The sequence below is a fragment of the Asticcacaulis sp. genome (genome assembly GCF_051954415.1).
GTDB lineage: Bacteria > Pseudomonadota > Alphaproteobacteria > Caulobacterales > Caulobacteraceae > Asticcacaulis.
This window is the reverse complement of record NZ_JBQCHT010000028.1, coordinates 1-15,987: the sequence shown is the minus strand read 5'-3', so window position 1 is coordinate 15,987 and position 15,987 is coordinate 1. Positions and strand designations below refer to the sequence as shown.

Sequence of the window (15,987 nt, the reverse complement as noted above, 5' to 3'; positions counted from 1 at the left end):
ATTGAATTTTATGCACAAAAAAAGCCTGTCGCGTTTTTGGCGTGACAGGCTTCAAGTCAGGGGAGGAGAGGTTATTCCAACTCAAAAGTCGCCGAGACATTGACGCTCAATTGCAGTTCACCGGAAGACACCGGCGTCGAGGCGTCGGCCATCTTGTTGGCGCGGAACATCATCGGCTGCGGCTGGTTATAGACCGGGCCGCCTTCCTCGATCGAGATGATCCGCTTGACCTTCATGCCGGTGGCGGCCGCATAGAGGTTGGCGCGCTTCAGCAGGGTGGCGACCGCGGCCTGGCGGGCTTGATCGGTCATGGCTTCATCGTTCTTCAGGCCGAAATTGATGGCATTGACCTGGTTGATGCCCGCCTTGATCACGGCGTCGATCACCGGACCGGTCTGGTTCAGGTCGTTGACCCGGACCGTGATCTGGTTCTGCGCCTGATAACCGGTCAGCTTCGGCGCCTGGCCATCGGTATAGTCATATTGCGGGTTGAGATTGAGGCTCGACGTCTGGATATCCTTGGCCGCGATGCCGGCGCTCTTCAGAGACGCCATGACCGCGTTCATACGGACATTATTGGCCTTCATGGCTTCGGACGCGGTATTGCCTTGCGTCACCACGGCGAAATTGATGGTGGCCATGTCTGGGGTGGCGCTGACCTCGCCATTGGCGCTGAGGGACAAGGTGCTCTGCGCCGGCATGACCAGAACGGGTTGCGTGGTCTGGGCCAAGGCTGCATTTGGGGCCATCAGGGGGGCGGCAACCAGGCCGGCGCTCAGGGCACCTAAAGCAAAGGATTTCAGCAGGGCGGATTTGATGGCTGGCATGTGGATGGTCTTTCTTGTTTGAGTGCCGCAAGCCTTGGGATCGGCCTTGCGGTATGTCCATGATGATCGATCGCGCATGAATGTGGGCTGAACGGGCCTGACCGTTCAAAAATAGCCTTTAAATCTGACGGCGTGCATGTTAGCACGGCCTCCCTTCATATTTGGGGGCCTGTAGCTCAATGGTTAGAGCCGACCGCTCATAACGGTCTGGTTGGGGGTTCGAGTCCCTCCGGGCCTACCAATCCACCAGACATGAAGCCGGATATGAAAAATGGCCGGCGAATAATCGCCCGACCACTCTTTTATCCCCATTAGTTGACGGCCTTTTCCACCTTGTCACCGGCCTTGTCGAGATTGCGCTCAACATTATCGGCCGGCGCCTGATCGCCCAGTTTGTCGGCCGCCTTGTCAAGCCCATGCGGCGCGGCTTCGATGGCATCGCCGACCCGTTCGCTGCCGGAGCGATGATCCTGCATCAGAAAGATGGCGCCGACCGCCAGAATGGCGATGACAGCGACGGCTATAATGACGACCAGGCCGTTATTGCCTGAGGATTGGGAAGGGGGGGCCATTGGGTATCTCCATTGTTTGCAGGAGAGAAGCTAAATCATTCGGTTGCAAGGGGACTGTAGGGATATGGCCTGTCGTTCATAAGGCTGCCGTCAGTATGAATATCGCTCTCCACAGCGTTATTTGAACCATTAGGAATTGAGAAACTTAAATATGCAATTCTAAGTGGCTATTGCGGTTATCTCGTCCTTGAATGGTGACACATGTTTCGCAGGGCCTTTTCATTTCGCGCCGGGTGCTCGGATATAACGGGCGCATCAGCGGTTGAGTTCGCGCTGATCAGCCCGCTGTTCATTCTGATGCTGGCCGGGATTGTGGACTATGGCAGTTATTTTTCGACTGCGCATGGCGTGCAGCAGATGGTCAATGACGCTGCGCGCACCGCTATTGCCGGCAATACGGCCGCCGAACGGCTCGAACTGGCGCAAGGCGTCATGGACAGTGAAACTGACAAGTACGCCTTCCTGTCGAAAGGCACGGCAGCTCTTTCTATTACGGAAGGCACGCAGGTTGTGACCGTGACCCTGACCTACAAGCCTGACGGCGGCACATTCGAGCTTTTTCCCCTGCCGCCGGGAATGCCGGACACAATAGTGCGCTCAGCGTCTATCGTTCGCGGCGGCTACTAAATTCGGGAGGGTGCCGTGAAATCATTTCATGTTCATTTCCTGACCCGCTTCGGGCGTGACAAACGCGGGTCTGTTCTGATCATGGGGGCGGGGCTGATGATTATTACGGTGGCGCTGGCGGCTTTTGCCGTCGATATGGGCTATGTCTATGTCAAAAGCCGCGAATTGCAGGGCACGGCCGATTTGGCGGCGATGTCAGCGGTAGCGAACCTGAGCGCAGCCGACAGCGCGGCCCAGGCAGTGGTTCAGGCGAACGCACACGGAAATACCATCACCGCCAAAACACTGACCGGCTTTTACGATGCCGGCGCCAGTAAAACACCTTCAGCGCGTTTTAAGGTCACACCTGTGGCCGATGCCAATGCGGCGCAGGTGACTTTGAGCGCGGATGCCGATCTGTTTTTCGGTCGGATGCTGGGCCAGAATACGGCGCATATCACGCGCACGGCCACGGCTTCGTCGGTCAGGCTGGCGGCTTTCAGCATCGGTACGCGGCTGGCCTCGGTTAATGGCGGCATAGCCAATGCGCTCCTGAGCGGCCTGACCGGGAGCACCGTGAACCTGACGGTCATGGATTACAACAACCTGGCCGGTGCCAAAATCGATCTTCTCAACTATGTCCAGGCCCTGCATAGCCGCGCCAATTTGACCGCCGCCACCTTTGATCAATCCCTGGCCAGCGACATAACGGTCGGCGACGCCCTGACCCTGTTGGCCAATGAGACGGATGCGAATGCCAGGACACCGCTAAAAGTACTGGCCAACAGCCCGATCAAATCGACAAAGATCAAGATGAGTGATCTGGTCGATATCGGCGCCTATGGCGAACAGGACCGGATTGTCGGCGGGGCCGATGCCGCCATTAAGGTCGACTGCCTGACTATGACCAGGGCTATCCTTTCCCTTGCCAACCAGGACCGGCAGGTACAGCTTGACCTGGGCGCGCAGGCGCCGGGGCTGGCGGGCCTTAAGATCTGGATGGCGATCGGCGAACGGCCCAATCATTCGGCCTGGCTGACGGTCACCCGCACCGGTGAACCCGTTATCCGCACGGCGCAGGCGAGGCTTTATATTGATGCCTCTCTGGTGCCGGGCCTGAATGGCGTCAGCGTTGTCCACGTGCCGCTCTTTATCGAACTGGCTTCGGCGCAGGGCAAGCTGTCGAGCATTTCCTGCAATGCCAACAAAACGCTGAACAGTGTGGCTCTGGCCTTAAGCCCCGGCATTGGCCAGGCTGCCATCGGCACAATCAATACGGCGGACCTCAACAACTTTAAAAAGACATTGGCCGTTTCGCCGGCGCAACTGGTGACAATCCCGCTGGTCGGTGGCGTCGCGGCGCAGGCTCAGATCAAGATCGGTGGCACGTCGTGGCAATCCGCCACCTTCACCGCCGCCGATATCAGCAATCAGACCGTGAAGACCGTGCGGACCAACGACGCCGTGACCAGCATCGGTTCGTCCCTGGCCGGCCAGACCCAGTTGACGGCCAATGTGCTGGGGTTGGGTATCGGCCTGGATGTCGTGACGAAAAGCCTTGGCAATCTGATCGCCGGCCTGGGACCGGTGCTTGATCCGGTGATCAATGCCTTGCTCGATCAACTGGGGGTCGGGCTGGGTGAGGTCGATGCCCAGGTCAACGGCCTGCGCTGTTCAGGCGCCGCCCTGGTGATTTAGGCTGCGATTGTTATCGTTTTCGGGCGCATGATGAGCAGCACGAAAAAGGCAGCGAACAGGCACAGGCTGCCAGCGATCAGGAAGGCCGGAATATAGGTTTCATAGGTGGTCCGGATATAGCCGGCGGTGAAGGCGATGGCAGCCGCGCCCAGTTGGTGGCCGGCGAAGATCCAGCCGAAGACAACGCCGGCCTTTTCGCGGCCGAATTTCTCCGCCGTCAGTTTCAATGTGGGCGGCACTGTGGCGATCCAGTCGAGGCCATAAAATACGGCGAACAGCGACAGGCCGCCAAAGGTGAAGTCGGTGTGCGGCAGGTACAGCAGGGACAATCCGCGCAGACCGTAATACCAGAAGAGCAGCCAGCGCGAATCGAAGCGGTCGGACAGCCAGCCGGAACCGATGGTGCCAATGAAATCGAATATGCCCATCATGGCCAGAACACTGGCCGCTGTCACCGCTGCCATGCCGTAATCGCCGCACAGGGAAACGAAGTGCGTCTGGATCAGGCCGTTGGTCGAGGCGCCGCAGACGAAGAAGCTGGCGAACAGAATCCAGAAGGTCCGCGTGCGGGCGGCTTCTTTCAGCATGGCGATGGGCGACAACTGGGCCGGAGGCGGGACGGGCACAGCTTCGGTTTCGCCATAGGGCAGGAGGCCGAGATCGGTCGGCCGGTCACGCAGCAGGCAGAGCACGGCAACCAGCGCTGCGGCCAGCAGGCCGACCACCAGCAGCAGGGCGGCGCGCCAACCATGGCTTTCCGATATTTTGGCGACCAGCGGCAGGAAGGCCAGTTGGCCGGTGGCCGAACTGGCGGTCAGCAGGCCGATCACCAGGCCGCGCCGGTGCGTGAACCAGCGTGTGGCGACGGTGGCACCCAGTACGATGGCGGTCATGCCGGAACCGACGCCGACAAATATCCCCCATAAAAGGACCAGTTGCCACATCTGCGTCATCAGCATGGATAGACCAAGCCCGCCGACAAATCAGGGTCAACGCCAATGACACAACCTTTTTTAACCCGAATTTCAGCATCAGGGCGGCCGCGAACGGGGCGATGGCGCCGAACAGGATCAGCCGTAAAGCCAGGGCGCCGGAAATTTCCGCCGTGTTCCAGCCGAATTCCTTCTCCAGCGGTGGCATCAGCACGCCCGGCGCGCCGAGTGCGCAGGCGGTGGTGAGCATGACCAGAAAGGTAACGCCAGCCATCACCCAGCCGTAATGGATATTGTGGCGCTTCAGGCGATCGGCGAGGGCGGTCGAGATCATGGCGGGCTCTTTTTACATGATAATAGTCATGATTGCATTTATGATAATGATCATGTATAGTCAAGATATGAAAACATCCAAAGCAAATGTCGAGGCCAATCGGGAGAAACTGCTGCAAGCCGCTTCGGAGGGGTTTCGGCGGTATGGCTTTGACGGCGTCAAGGTGGCCGATGTCATGCAGGCGGCCGGTTTGTCGCATGGCGGTTTCTACACCTATTTCGACTCCAAGGAAGACCTGGTGGCGCAGACCTGTGCGACCTCCCTGGAACGCCAGGCTGCACGCCTTAAGACGGCGAAGAGGGATTTCCAGGCGGAACTGGACGCCTATGTGGCGCGCTATCTGTCGACGAAGAACCGGGATGAGCCGGGGCAGGCCTGCCTGTTTCCATCTCTGGCCGCCGACATAGCCCGGCAGGCTTACACCGTGCGTCAGGTTTTCAGCGAAGGGGTGGCGGATTATCTCGACGCCCTGGCGGTTTTGACCGACGCCGGCGAGGGGCGCCAAAAAGCGATCACCCTGTTATCAACCCTGGTCGGCGCAATGGTTCTGGCGCGGGCGGTCAGTGATGAGTCGCTCTCAGATGAAATACTGACCACCGTCAGGACAACAATTTCTGCGCATTCCGGCTAAAATTTTCCTCAGACCGCGCATATTGGATACTTGCCCGTATCTGGCGAAATCAGGGTTTGCCATGTCGTGTCATATGTGACCAGCATGGTTTATGGACACGCTGGATATCACGAGAATAAGCGATTTTCAGGCGGACATTGATGCTCTTGCCGGCATTTCGGCTGTGCCGCGAATACTCGATCTGATCTGCCGCACCACCGGAATGGGATTTGCGACGGTCGCGCGTATCACGCCGGAACGCTGGGTAGCCTGCGCGGTGCAGGACAATATCGGTTTTGGCCTGAAGCCAGGCGGGGAACTGAAGGTCGAAACCACGCCTTGCCATGACATTCATCAGAGCCTCAAGCCGATCGTCTTTGATGATATCGCCGACGATCCGCATTTTACCACACTTCACACACCCGCGCTTTATGGCCTGAAAAGCTATATAGCCGTGCCGATCATGATGGCGGACGGCCGCTGCTTCGGCACGCTCTGCGCCTTCGATACCCGCGCGGCCCGTGTCAACAGACCGGAGATTATCGGCCTGTTCGGATTGTCTGCCGAACTGATCGCCCAGCACCTCGACAGCCAACGCTGCATGGCCGCTGCGCAGGCCGAACTGGCTGAAGCGCGCAAGGCGGCCGAACGGCGCGAGCAGTTTATTGCCGTTCTGGGGCACGATCTGCGCAATCCCCTGGGCGCCATCATGTCCGGTGTGACCTTACTTGAGGCCATGCCGCTTAATGACCGCGGTGCCCGTCTGGTGACCATGATGCAGACCTGTACCGCGCGGATGAACGAACTGATCGGTAATGTGCTCGATTTTGCCCGCGGCCGCCTGGGGAGCGGAATTGCGCTCGATATTCGCCAGGAGATACGGCTTGAGCCCGTTCTTGAGCAGGTCATCAGCGAGTTGCGCACAAGCTGGCCCGAGCGGGTCATTTCCGTGGATTACGATTTGCGTTCACCGGTCGATTGCGATGGCGGCCGTATCGCGCAGCTCTTTTCCAATCTGTTGGGCAATGCCCTGACCTATGGGGCGCCCGATGAGCCGGTGCGCGTCATCGCCAGAAGCGCAGCAGGGCGGTTTGAACTTCAGGTCGCCAATGGCGGGCGGCAGATACCGGCAGATATCATGACGCGCCTGTTCCAGCCCTTCGTCCGCGGGCACGGCCAATCGACACAACAGGGCCTGGGGCTCGGCCTCTACATCGCGTCAGAAATCGCCCGTGCCCATGGCGGCGAACTGATAGCGACTTCTACATCGGAAGAGACGCGCTTCGTGATGCAAATACCCGCCTAAAGCTTGCGATGCCGGCGCATCCAGGCGGCGGCATAACCGCAAACCGGTTCGACCGCATAGCCTTTTTCGGCCGCGGCTGTCATGATGCCTTCCATCAGTCGCCCGGCAGCGCCGGTGCCGCGCAGGGCCGGCGGAGCCTCGACGTAATCGATATAGAGCGTGTCACCTGATATCCGGTAATCGGCACGGGCAACCTGACCGTCGATATTCAGCTCGAAGCGGCTTTCGCCGGTATTGTCAGTAACGGCCTGATCCATGATCGATCTCCTTATGTCTTAAGAGATAGGTGCGAGCCGGTAAGGGCGCAATATGGCGATGGGATTGCCTGCGGGATATTATCCGAAGGCGGACCGGACATTTTTGGCCACAGGGCTGTCAAAATTGCTGGCTAGTCTGTATCTTCGCGCCCGATTCCACACGACGCCCGTAAGGAATCGGACCTATTATTGTGTTTTTTCCGGTGTGCAATCGCCGGGCCTATGGGGATTTTCACCATGTCAGATCAGGATCGCGGAGAGTTCGGGGATCGCGGCACCTATTCGCCCCCCACCGAGGACAATCTGAGCTATGAATCGCGCCGGACACCGGCTTCGCGTGACAAGGCGCCGATCACGCTGATCATCAGCGGCATCTGCCTGGTCGTTCTGCTGCTCGTCGTGGTGATCCTCTATAATTCCGGCACCCTTAACAAGCATGGCAATATCGCCCCGGAAGTCGGTGATTCCCTTGGGGATATCAAGGAAGGCCAGGTTCAGGATGCCAAGCCGCTGAGCGACCAGGATCTGAGCGAATCCGGCATCGCAACCTTCGCGCCCGGTGCGGAAGTGCCCGGCGCGCGGCCGGCGGCCAGCGCCTCGACGGTCGATATCGCGCCGCTGCCGGCCGCGCCGATCGAAGGGCCGCTGCCGTCGCAAACAACCGCCAGCGCCATAAGCAGCAGCGCGGCCCCCGCCCGTATTGTCGCCACGCCGGTGCCTGGCGCCAGTGCGTCCGCATCTTCCCCGGTTGCCGCCAAGCCGGCCGCGCCTGTCGCCGCCAAGCCGGTGACGGCGCCCGTTGCCGCCGCCAAGCCAGCAGCAAGCGGTTCGGCCTCCGTCCAGATCGGCGCCTATACCTCGACCGACATCGCCAATGCCGAATATGCCAAGGTGGCGTCTTCCTACGGTCTGTTTGTCGGCGGCGCCAGCAAGCGGATTGAAAAGGTCACCACGCCCAACGGCACCTTCTATCGCACTGCCTTTACCGGCCTGAGCGCGGACAAGGCAAAATCCTTCTGTTCGGCGCTCAAGGCGTCGGGCCATGACTGCATCGTGAAGTAGGGCCGTGGGCAAGGGTATCGCCGCGTGTATATTGGGACTTGCAGGCACCGAACTGACGCCCGAGGAACAACGCTTTTTCAGCGATCTCCAGCCGCTCGGCTTTATCCTGTTTCGCCGCAACATCGACACACCGGCGCAGGTGAGGGCACTGGTGACTTCGCTGAAAAAGCTGGTGGCGCATGACGCCCTGATCCTGATCGACCAGGAGGGCGGACGGGTGCGCCGCCTGCGGCCGCCGCACTGGCCGGACTATCCGCCGGCTTCGCGTTTTGCCGAAGTGACCAATGATCCTTCCGAAGAGCGCGAAATGGTTCGCCTCGGCGCGCGCCTGATGGCGCATGACCTGGCCGAACTGGGCATCAATGTGGATTGCGCGCCGGTGCTCGATGTGCCGCAGCCTGGCGCTCATGAAATTGTCGGTGATCGCGCTTACGGGATGACGCCGCAGGCCGTCGCGGTCATGGGGCGCGCGGCTTGCGAAGGTTTCCTCGCTGGTGGCATTTTGCCGGTGATCAAGCACATTCCCGGCCACGGACGGGCCGGGGCTGATTCGCATACCGATCTGCCACGCGTCGATACGAAGCTGGATGAATTGCTCAAGGTCGACTTCTATCCCTTCCAGGTCAATGCCGACATGCCGATTGCCATGACGGCCCATGTGCTTTATCGCGCCATCGACAAGCGCAATCCGGCGACAACCTCAAGAAAATGCTTAAAAATCGTCCGCGATATCATTGGTTTCGATGGTCTTTTGATCACTGATGACCTGTCCATGAATGCCCTTTCCGGTACTCTGGAAAAGCGCGCAAAGGCCGCCTTGCGGGCGGGCGTTGATGTGATCCTGCATTGCAGCGGTCAGATGGCCGAGATGAAGTCGGTGGCGCACGTCACGCCGAAGCTGAAAGGCGAGGGCTTGCGTCGCGTGAAAGCCGCTATCAAGCGTCTGTTGAAAACACCGGAACCGTTCGATGTGATCGATGCGCGTGCCCGTTTCGATGTGGTGATGGCGCGGGGGCAGGATGTTGGCGCCAAATCTGATCCGACCGAGGCCATGCCATCATGAGCCGCGATACAACGCCGAAAGGTCTGGAGCACGACGTTCTGCAAAGGCGTCTCGATTTTGAAGGTCCAGCCCCGGATGTCGCCGAAGAAATCGCCAATGACGAGGCGCTGATTCTCGAACTCGACGGCTATGAAGGGCCGCTGCACGTCCTGCTGGCCCTGGCCCGCCAGCAGAAGGTCGACCTGCTGAAGATCTCGATCACGCGCCTGGCTGAACAGTATCTCGCCTTCATCCAGGAAGCGCGTCGCCTGCGCTTTGCCCTGGCGGCGGATTATCTCGTCATGGCATCGTGGCTGGCCTATCTGAAATCGCGGCTGCTGCTGCCCCAGGCCGAACGCAAGCAGACCAATGAACCGGCGCCGGAAGAACTGGCCCTGTCTCTGGCCTATCGTCTGCAAAAACTGGAAGCGATACGTAAGGCTGTGGAGGCCCTGACCTCGCGGCCGCAGTTAAAGCGCGATGTCTTTGCCCGCGGCGATCCGGAGGCGCGGCTGATCATTCCGTCCTCGCGCATCGAGGCCAATGTCTTCGACCTGATGAGCGCCTATGTCACCCAGCGCCGCCGCGAACTGGACCGCCATTACGACCCGACTCGTCGCGTCGAAGCCTATTCGCTGGAAGATGCTCGTGATAATCTGCGCGCGCAGTTGCCCAGGCTGAGCAACTGGACGGCGCTTGACGATGTGGCGCCGCAGCCGGTGCGCAGCGATGGTCCACGCCGGGTGTCCTATGTGGCGTCAACCCTTTCCGCCTCTCTGGAACTGGCCAAGGAAGGTCATTTGCAACTCCAGCAATTGGCGACATTCGAGACGCTGTACATGCGTAAAAGACAGGCGCTGATGGGAGACAAATCATGACTCCGGAAACCGTCGAACGCGCCATCGAGGCGCTGCTGTTTGCCGCTGATGGCCCGCTGTCGGCCTCTGAAATCGCCTACCGCCTGCCGGAAGGCGCCGATGTCGGCAAGGCGCTGGCTTCCTTGCGCGCGCGTTACGCCGGCCGGGGCGTGTCGCTCGAAATCATCAATGATCGCTGGCAGTTCCGTACCGCGGCCGATCTCGGTTACCTGATGGTCGAGGAGCGCGAGGAGCCGCGTCGGCTCTCCAAGGCCGCGCTGGAGACGCTCGCCATCATCGCCTACCACCAGCCGGTGACGCGGGCCGAGATCGAAGCGGTGCGCGGGGTTGGCCTGTCACGCGGCACGCTCGATGTGCTGCACGAAATGAACCTGATCAAACTGCGCGGGCGCAGGCGGACGCCGGGCCGGCCGGTCACCTACGGCACGACCGACTACTTCCTTGAGCAATTCTCCCTGCCATCCCTGGCCGATCTGCCGGGAGCGGCCGAAATGCGAGCGGCGGGCCTGCTTGACATCAATGTGCCGGCGGACTTTATGGTGCCCGATCCTGCCAGCGGACAGACCGCCGAAGATCCATTGCTTCTAGAGGAGATGGAAGAAACCGAGTTTGCGCAAGACTTCTTTGAGAAAGAGTGATTTTGCGCAAAAACACTTCCAAGACAGGTTAAAACGCGCCTATAAGAGCATAAATTGGTCCGGACGGACTGACATTTAAAGGGGCGGCCTCCCATCTGATAGGTGGGCGGGCTCGCAAAGGAGATTAGAGTATGGGTAGTTTCAGCATCTGGCACTGGTTGATCATCGGTCTGGTGGTCCTGGTCCTGTTCGGCGGCGGCAAGCTGTCGGGCCTGATGGGCGATGCCGCCAAGGGCATCAAGGCGTTCAAGAACGGCCTGAAGGACGATGAAGACGATGGGAAGGCCAAGAAGGACGACGAGCCGAAAGCCTGATCGCATCTATCTGAAATCCTAACAGAAAGTCTTTCACATGGTGCCCGGTATCGGGGGCGGTGAGCTCATTCTTATTGCTGTCGTGGCGCTGGTTGTCGTCGGGCCGAAAGACCTGCCGAAACTGTTGCGCCAGCTTGGCCGCTTTGTCGGCAAGATGCGGCGGATGGCGGATGAGTTCCGTACCTCATTCGAGGACATGGCGCGGCAGAGCGAACTTGATGACCTGCGCAAGGAGGTCGATGCGCTCAGGGCCGGGAAACTGGGGCTTGAGGATGTCGGCCACCAGATGAAGGCGCTCGAAAGCGACATCAGTTCCAGCCTGACCGCGCCGACGCCGGAATATAAGCCCGCCAGCTATACGCCGGCGGTGGATGAGCCGGCCAATCCTCAATTGGCCAACTCTCAACTGGACGGCCTGCCGCCTGCGGAAAAGCCGGAACCACCGGCCAAGCCCAAGCGCGTTCGCAAGCCGAAAGCCGCAGTGGAGCCCGTACCTGAGCCTGCCGTTACGCCTGCCAAGCGCACCCGCACGAAGAAGAGTGCCCAATGAGCAGTGATGATATAAACCTGCCGGCTGAGGTCGAGGATAAGTCCAAGCGCAACATCATCACGGCCGACCAGGACGAACTGGATATTGAGGCGTCGCGTGCGCCCCTGATGGATCACCTGATCGAACTGCGCCAGCGCATCATCGTCATGGTGGTGGCGTTTTTGGTCTGCGTGATCGCCTGCTATGCCTTCCACAACACCATTCTGTCGCTGCTGACCCATCCGCTGGCCGTGGCTTCGGCGCTTTATGAAGAGCAGAAACTGCATGGCCACGGTGGGCCGTTCGATCTGATTTCCGTGTTGCTGGGGCTGAAAGCCATCGGCAATGTCAAGGAAATCCCTCTGATCGCCACGGCGCCGATGGAGGTTTTCTTCACCAATCTGCGCCTGGCCATGTTTGGTGGCGTCATCGTCAGCTTCCCGATCCTGGCCTTCCAGGTCTACCGCTTCGTCGCGCCCGGCCTTTATCGCCGCGAACGCATGGCCTTCCTGCCGTTCCTGGTGGCGGCGCCGGTGCTGTTCATCCTCGGCATGGCCATGGTCTATTTCCTGATGCTGCCGATGGTGCTGTGGTTCTCGCTGAACCAGCAGGTGACCGGCGCCGGCGGCGTGGTCGTGCAGTTCATGCCGAAGGTGTCGGAATATCTGCAACTGATCGAAACCCTGATGATCGCCTTCGGTCTTTGCTTCCAGTTGCCGGTGGTGCTGACCCTGCTGGGCCTGACCGGCCTGGTGACCTCCAAGATGCTGGGAAGCCTGCGCCGCTACGCCATCCTGGCCATTGTCGTGGTGGCCGCCGTGGTGACGCCGCCCGATCCGATCTCGCAATGTATGCTGGCCATCCCGATCGTGCTGCTCTACGAAATCTCGATCCTGTGCGTGAAGGTCATCGAATTAAGAAAAGGCAAGCCGCAAGGGGCCTAACAAGGGGGCAAGCCCCCTTGACCCGTAATGCGACGGTGTATGTGATGCCGTCTATGGGCTTGCCTGAGATGCAAACCATTGTATAGACACACATGCCCACTTCTCCTCCCTTGCGAGCCGCTTGGCGAAGCGGGGGAGGTGTCAGCGCAAGGCCCGAAGGGCCGGTGTCGCTGACGGAGGGGGCGCTTACTTATGCTCAGGCAAGGCTCATAAAATGCACGATATCAAGGCGATCCGCGAAAATCCTCAAGCCTTTGTTGATGGCTGGAAAAAGCGTGGCCGCGAGACCGCGCAGTCGGATATCGATGCCCTTTTGGCGCTGGATGCCGACCTGCGCGCCGCCCAGACCGCTTTCCAGGCCGCGCAAAGCCGCCGCAATGACGCCTCCAAGCAGATCGGCATGGCCAAGGCCCAGCAGGATGAGGCCAAGGCGCAAGCCCTGATGGCCGAGGTGGCCGAACTGAAGACCACCATCGAGACGACGCAGGAAACCGAACGCCTCAAGGGTGAGGAATTGCGCAACCTTTTGGCTTCGCTGCCGAATATCCCGTTTGAGGATGTGCCGGAAGGCGCCGATGAGCACGGCAATGTCGAGGTGCGCAAGGTCGGTGCGCCCAATATCCTGAGCTTCCCGGCCAAGGATCACGCCGATCTCGGCGAAGCGCTCAAGGGGCCAACTGGCCCACTGATGGATTTCGAAGCAGCGGCCAAGATGTCCGGTTCGCGTTTTGTGGTACTGAAAGGGCAACTGGCCCGTCTCGAACGTGCCATCGGTCAATTTATGCTCGATGTCCAAACGACGGAGCATGGCTACACCGAGGTTAATCCGCCGGTTTTGGTCAAAGAACATGCGCTTTTTGGTACTGGACAGCTTCCTAAGTTCGAAGAAGATTTATTCAAAACTTCAAGCTTGGATTGGGATGAATATCGGGCAATAGCTGAATCGATCGCGGACAACTCCCAAGATGCTCTGAACGTTGGCTTCGCTGGCGCTGCTAAGATGTATGCTGAATTGTTGAAGACGCATTTGCGTGCTGGGCCGTTTGCATCTGACTATTACCTCATCCCGACCGCTGAAGTCACTTTGACCAACCTTGTCCGCGAAGCCATCACGGCTGAGGAAGAATTGCCGCTTCGTCTGACGGCCTTGACCAACTGTTTTCGCGCCGAAGCCGGTTCGGCCGGGCGCGACACCAAGGGCATGATCCGCCAGCACCAGTTCCAGAAGGTCGAACTGGTCTCGATCACCACGCCGGAGCAATCCGACGCCGAACACGAGCGCATGACAACCTGCGCCGAGACAATCCTGAAAAAGCTAGACCTGTCGTTCCGCACCATGCTGCTGTGTACCGGCGATATGGGCTTTGGCGCGAAGAAGACCTACGATCTCGAGGTGTGGTTGCCGTCGCAGAATACCTACCGCGAAATCTCGTCCTGCTCAAATTGCGGGGATTTCCAGGCGCGCCGCATGGACGCCCGCACCCGCAAGACCGGCGAAAAGGGCACGCGCTTTGTCCATACGCTCAATGGTTCCGGCCTGGCGGTTGGTCGGACGCTCGTGGCTATTATGGAGAACTATCAGGACGAGGGTGGCCGCATCGCCATCCCCGCCGTGCTCCAGCCCTACATGGGCGGCCTGACGCATATCGGGTAAGAAAGAAACCCCACCACCATTGCAAAGCAATGGTCCCCCTCCCCAGCAAGCTGGGGAGGTATAAGGGGACTGTTAATTATCATACCTCCCCGACTTGTCGGGGAGGGGGACCGCGCCATTCTTCGTGGCGTGGTGGTGGGGTATCTTTCTTACTTTGAAAGCCGCTTTCACCGTTGCGCCACTAACTGAAATCGCCGTACAAAAGCCCCATGCGTATCCTGCTGACCAATGATGACGGTATCGACGCCTTCGGGCTGAAGGTGCTTTACGATATCGCTTCGGCGCTCAGCGATGATGTCTGGGTGTGTGCGCCGGTGCTGGAGCAATCCGGCAAGGGCAGGGGCGTATCGCTGCATGATCCGGTCCGGGTCCGCCGCCTGGGCGAGCGCCGCTTCGCCGCCGCCGGCACGCCGACCGATTGCGTGCAGATCGCCGTCAGCGACCTGATGGACTCTCCCCCCGATCTGGTGCTTTCCGGTGTCAATCGCGGCTTCAACCTGGCGCAGGATGTCACCCTTTCGGGCACGGTGGCTGGCGCCTTGCAGGGCATGTCGCTCGGCATTCCCTCCATAGCCCTGTCGCAGTGCCTCGATTTCGACCTCGATATCGAAGCGCAATGGCAGGCGGCGCAGGTCTATGGTGCGCCGGTGATCAGTAATCTGATCGGGCAGGGCTGGCCGGCCGATGTCATCATGAATATCAACTTCCCGGATTGCGCCGCTGACGACGTGACCGGCGTCGAGGTCACCCGCCAGGGCATCCGCAACCTGCATGAGATGCACGCCGTCCGCCGCACCGATCCGCGCGGCCGTGACTATTACTGGATCGATTTCCATAATTACGAGCAATCATTGATTGACGGCACCGATCTAAAGGCCATCGCCGAGAAGCGCATTTCGGTGACGCCGCTGCATCTTGACCTGACGCACAACGAGACCCTGCACCGTCTGAAGAAGACGCTCGGCGGCGTGGCGCCGAAGAAGGTGGAAGCAGCCCAATGAGCGAAGAACCGACACGTCTGGAGCGCCTGCTCAATACCCTGAAAGCACAGGGCATAACCGACAAAAAAGTCCTGCACGCCATGGAATATACGCCGCGCGACCTGTTCGTGCCGGAACTGTTCCTCGATCGCTCGTGGGAAGATTCGGCTATTCCGATCAATTGTGGACAGACGATTTCCCAGCCCTATATCGTGGCCCTGATGACCCAGGCGCTGAAGATAGAGGGGCGTCACCGCGTGCTCGAAATCGGCACAGGCAGCGGTTACCAGACCGCCGTGCTTAGCCGCCTGGCGCGCTATGTCTACACGATCGAGCGCTATCGTTCGCTGATGGTCGAGGCGGAAATCCGCCACAAGCGCCTGATGCTGGAAAATATCATCTATCGTTTCGGCGATGGCTGGGAAGGCTGGCCGGAACAGGCGCCGTTCGATCGTATTCTCGTCACCGCCGCCCTGCCGGAAGAACCTACGCACCTGCTGGCGCAACTGAAGCCAAAAGGCATAATGGTCGGTCCGCAAGGGCGCGGCTCGACCCAGCGCCTGCTGCGCTACACCAAGACGGCGGATGGCTACGAGACGGAAGACCTCGGTGAGGTACGCTTCGTGCCCCTGATCGCCGGCGTGGCCAGAGAGAACTAGAAACGCAGGCCCAATGCCCGGCGCGTGGATTCAAAACCGACCAGCGAAAAGCCGGCGACCGTCAGTGTGATGACGAGCGGCCAGACGGATTGGCCGACCGCGGTGAGGGCCGGCGTCAGGTACGGCATGATCAGGAACAGGAGCG

The 15,987-nt window shown here is 59.9% G+C and carries 19 protein-coding genes and 1 tRNA gene; 16 read left to right on the top strand and 4 right to left on the bottom strand.

The genetic code is table 11. The features are described 5' to 3' along the window. Positions 1 to 71: 71 nt before the first annotated feature. The gene (locus tag ACTHND_RS09845) at positions 72 to 827 is read right to left on the bottom strand and encodes an SIMPL domain-containing protein (RefSeq protein ID WP_440177771.1); all 756 of its coding nucleotides are present in this window, start codon (positions 825 to 827) and stop codon (positions 72 to 74) included. A gap of 165 nt (positions 828 to 992) precedes the next feature. Between ACTHND_RS09845 and ACTHND_RS09840 the strand changes: the two genes are divergently transcribed. Then, a tRNA-Ile gene (locus ACTHND_RS09840) sits at positions 993 to 1,068 on the top strand. A gap of 70 nt (positions 1,069 to 1,138) precedes the next feature. Here ACTHND_RS09840 and ACTHND_RS09835 read toward each other — a convergent pair. Continuing rightward, positions 1,139 to 1,399 carry a hypothetical protein gene (locus tag ACTHND_RS09835; protein WP_440177770.1) on the bottom strand — a complete coding sequence of 87 codons (261 nt, stop codon included), beginning with the start codon at positions 1,397 to 1,399 and terminating at the stop codon, positions 1,139 to 1,141. Between the two features lie 201 nt (positions 1,400 to 1,600). Here ACTHND_RS09835 and ACTHND_RS09830 point away from each other — a divergent pair, with 201 nt between their 5' ends. Both ACTHND_RS09830 and ACTHND_RS09825 read left to right on the top strand, forming a co-directional pair. Then, positions 1,601 to 2,026, top strand: coding sequence for a TadE/TadG family type IV pilus assembly protein (locus tag ACTHND_RS09830; RefSeq protein WP_440177769.1), 426 nt, complete (start codon positions 1,601 to 1,603; stop codon positions 2,024 to 2,026). A 15-nt stretch (positions 2,027 to 2,041) separates the two neighbouring features. Next, positions 2,042 to 3,703 (top strand): pilus assembly protein TadG-related protein, encoded by a 1,662-nt coding sequence (locus ACTHND_RS09825; protein ID WP_440177768.1) that lies wholly within the window; start codon positions 2,042 to 2,044, stop codon positions 3,701 to 3,703. Here the strand turns inward: ACTHND_RS09825 and ACTHND_RS09820 are convergent. Beyond that, positions 3,700 to 4,662: an MFS transporter gene (locus ACTHND_RS09820; RefSeq protein WP_440177767.1), complete on the bottom strand. Its 963-nt coding sequence runs from the start codon at positions 4,660 to 4,662 to the stop codon at positions 3,700 to 3,702. The two genes, ACTHND_RS09825 and ACTHND_RS09820, sit on opposite strands and share 4 nt — an antisense overlap. Before the next feature lie 95 nt (positions 4,663 to 4,757). Between ACTHND_RS09820 and ACTHND_RS09815 the strand changes: the two genes are divergently transcribed. From ACTHND_RS09815 to ACTHND_RS09805, 3 genes are all read left to right on the top strand, one after another. Then, positions 4,758 to 4,922 carry a hypothetical protein gene (locus tag ACTHND_RS09815; RefSeq protein WP_440177766.1) on the top strand — a complete coding sequence of 55 codons (165 nt, stop codon included), beginning with the start codon at positions 4,758 to 4,760 and terminating at the stop codon, positions 4,920 to 4,922. A 114-nt stretch (positions 4,923 to 5,036) separates the two neighbouring features. Next, complete coding sequence (locus tag ACTHND_RS09810) at positions 5,037 to 5,600, top strand: TetR/AcrR family transcriptional regulator (RefSeq protein WP_440177765.1); 564 nt, start codon at positions 5,037 to 5,039, stop codon at positions 5,598 to 5,600. A 91-nt stretch (positions 5,601 to 5,691) separates the two neighbouring features. Next, the gene (locus ACTHND_RS09805; RefSeq protein ID WP_440177764.1) at positions 5,692 to 6,885 is read left to right on the top strand and encodes a GAF domain-containing sensor histidine kinase; all 1,194 of its coding nucleotides are present in this window, start codon (positions 5,692 to 5,694) and stop codon (positions 6,883 to 6,885) included. Here the strand turns inward: ACTHND_RS09805 and ACTHND_RS09800 are convergent. Further along, positions 6,882 to 7,142, bottom strand: a complete 261-nt coding sequence (locus ACTHND_RS09800; RefSeq protein WP_440177763.1) for a GNAT family N-acetyltransferase — start codon at positions 7,140 to 7,142, stop codon at positions 6,882 to 6,884. The two genes, ACTHND_RS09805 and ACTHND_RS09800, sit on opposite strands and share 4 nt — an antisense overlap. A gap of 237 nt (positions 7,143 to 7,379) precedes the next feature. On the opposite strand from ACTHND_RS09800, the gene ACTHND_RS09795 reads away from it, so the two are divergent. From ACTHND_RS09795 to ACTHND_RS09750, 10 genes are all read left to right on the top strand, one after another. After that, positions 7,380 to 8,204 (top strand): SPOR domain-containing protein, encoded by an 825-nt coding sequence (locus ACTHND_RS09795; RefSeq protein ID WP_440177762.1) that lies wholly within the window; start codon positions 7,380 to 7,382, stop codon positions 8,202 to 8,204. Between the two features lie 31 nt (positions 8,205 to 8,235). Next, the gene (gene nagZ, locus ACTHND_RS09790; RefSeq protein ID WP_440177761.1) at positions 8,236 to 9,267 is read left to right on the top strand and encodes a beta-N-acetylhexosaminidase; all 1,032 of its coding nucleotides are present in this window, start codon (positions 8,236 to 8,238) and stop codon (positions 9,265 to 9,267) included. Further along, on the top strand, positions 9,264 to 10,124 hold the full coding sequence (locus ACTHND_RS09785) for a segregation and condensation protein A (protein ID WP_440177760.1): 861 nt from the start codon (positions 9,264 to 9,266) through the stop codon (positions 10,122 to 10,124). Before nagZ ends, ACTHND_RS09785 begins: the two co-directional genes overlap by 4 nt. Beyond that, positions 10,121 to 10,762 (top strand): SMC-Scp complex subunit ScpB, encoded by a 642-nt coding sequence (gene scpB / locus ACTHND_RS09780; RefSeq protein WP_440177759.1) that lies wholly within the window; start codon positions 10,121 to 10,123, stop codon positions 10,760 to 10,762. Before ACTHND_RS09785 ends, scpB begins: the two co-directional genes overlap by 4 nt. 131 nt (positions 10,763 to 10,893) lie before the next feature. Next, positions 10,894 to 11,076 (top strand): twin-arginine translocase TatA/TatE family subunit, encoded by a 183-nt coding sequence (locus tag ACTHND_RS09775; RefSeq protein ID WP_440177758.1) that lies wholly within the window; start codon positions 10,894 to 10,896, stop codon positions 11,074 to 11,076. A gap of 37 nt (positions 11,077 to 11,113) precedes the next feature. Further along, positions 11,114 to 11,626, top strand: a complete 513-nt coding sequence (gene tatB, locus ACTHND_RS09770; protein ID WP_440177757.1) for a Sec-independent protein translocase protein TatB — start codon at positions 11,114 to 11,116, stop codon at positions 11,624 to 11,626. Then, positions 11,623 to 12,549, top strand: coding sequence for a twin-arginine translocase subunit TatC (gene tatC / locus ACTHND_RS09765; protein WP_440177756.1), 927 nt, complete (start codon positions 11,623 to 11,625; stop codon positions 12,547 to 12,549). The genes tatB and tatC overlap by 4 nt, the downstream gene beginning before the upstream one ends. 214 nt (positions 12,550 to 12,763) lie before the next feature. Beyond that, entirely contained in the window at positions 12,764 to 14,203 is a 1,440-nt protein-coding gene (serS, locus tag ACTHND_RS09760; RefSeq protein WP_440177755.1) for a serine--tRNA ligase, read from the top strand. Positions 14,204 to 14,412: 209 nt separating this feature from the next. Then, positions 14,413 to 15,204 carry a 5'/3'-nucleotidase SurE gene (surE, locus tag ACTHND_RS09755; protein WP_440177754.1) on the top strand — a complete coding sequence of 264 codons (792 nt, stop codon included), beginning with the start codon at positions 14,413 to 14,415 and terminating at the stop codon, positions 15,202 to 15,204. Further along, positions 15,201 to 15,842 carry a protein-L-isoaspartate(D-aspartate) O-methyltransferase gene (locus ACTHND_RS09750; protein ID WP_440177753.1) on the top strand — a complete coding sequence of 214 codons (642 nt, stop codon included), beginning with the start codon at positions 15,201 to 15,203 and terminating at the stop codon, positions 15,840 to 15,842. Before surE ends, ACTHND_RS09750 begins: the two co-directional genes overlap by 4 nt. Positions 15,843 to 15,987: the final 145 nt, after the last annotated feature.

Coding starts and splice junctions, on each gene's coding strand:
- ACTHND_RS09820 (WP_440177767.1), bottom strand. CDS start 4,662: ATGCTGATGACGCAGATGTGGCAACTGGTCCTTTTATGGGGGATATTT.
- tatB (WP_440177757.1), top strand. CDS start 11,114: ATGGTGCCCGGTATCGGGGGCGGTGAGCTCATTCTTATTGCTGTCGTG.
- ACTHND_RS09795 (WP_440177762.1), top strand. CDS start 7,380: ATGTCAGATCAGGATCGCGGAGAGTTCGGGGATCGCGGCACCTATTCG.
- ACTHND_RS09805 (WP_440177764.1), top strand. CDS start 5,692: ATGGACACGCTGGATATCACGAGAATAAGCGATTTTCAGGCGGACATT.
- tatC (WP_440177756.1), top strand. CDS start 11,623: ATGAGCAGTGATGATATAAACCTGCCGGCTGAGGTCGAGGATAAGTCC.
- ACTHND_RS09775 (WP_440177758.1), top strand. CDS start 10,894: ATGGGTAGTTTCAGCATCTGGCACTGGTTGATCATCGGTCTGGTGGTC.
- scpB (WP_440177759.1), top strand. CDS start 10,121: ATGACTCCGGAAACCGTCGAACGCGCCATCGAGGCGCTGCTGTTTGCC.
- ACTHND_RS09800 (WP_440177763.1), bottom strand. CDS start 7,142: ATGGATCAGGCCGTTACTGACAATACCGGCGAAAGCCGCTTCGAGCTG.
- ACTHND_RS09750 (WP_440177753.1), top strand. CDS start 15,201: ATGAGCGAAGAACCGACACGTCTGGAGCGCCTGCTCAATACCCTGAAA.
- ACTHND_RS09835 (WP_440177770.1), bottom strand. CDS start 1,399: ATGGCCCCCCCTTCCCAATCCTCAGGCAATAACGGCCTGGTCGTCATT.
- ACTHND_RS09815 (WP_440177766.1), top strand. CDS start 4,758: ATGGCGCCGAACAGGATCAGCCGTAAAGCCAGGGCGCCGGAAATTTCC.
- surE (WP_440177754.1), top strand. CDS start 14,413: ATGCGTATCCTGCTGACCAATGATGACGGTATCGACGCCTTCGGGCTG.
- ACTHND_RS09845 (WP_440177771.1), bottom strand. CDS start 827: ATGCCAGCCATCAAATCCGCCCTGCTGAAATCCTTTGCTTTAGGTGCC.
- ACTHND_RS09830 (WP_440177769.1), top strand. CDS start 1,601: ATGTTTCGCAGGGCCTTTTCATTTCGCGCCGGGTGCTCGGATATAACG.
- ACTHND_RS09785 (WP_440177760.1), top strand. CDS start 9,264: ATGAGCCGCGATACAACGCCGAAAGGTCTGGAGCACGACGTTCTGCAA.
- serS (WP_440177755.1), top strand. CDS start 12,764: ATGCACGATATCAAGGCGATCCGCGAAAATCCTCAAGCCTTTGTTGAT.
- ACTHND_RS09810 (WP_440177765.1), top strand. CDS start 5,037: ATGAAAACATCCAAAGCAAATGTCGAGGCCAATCGGGAGAAACTGCTG.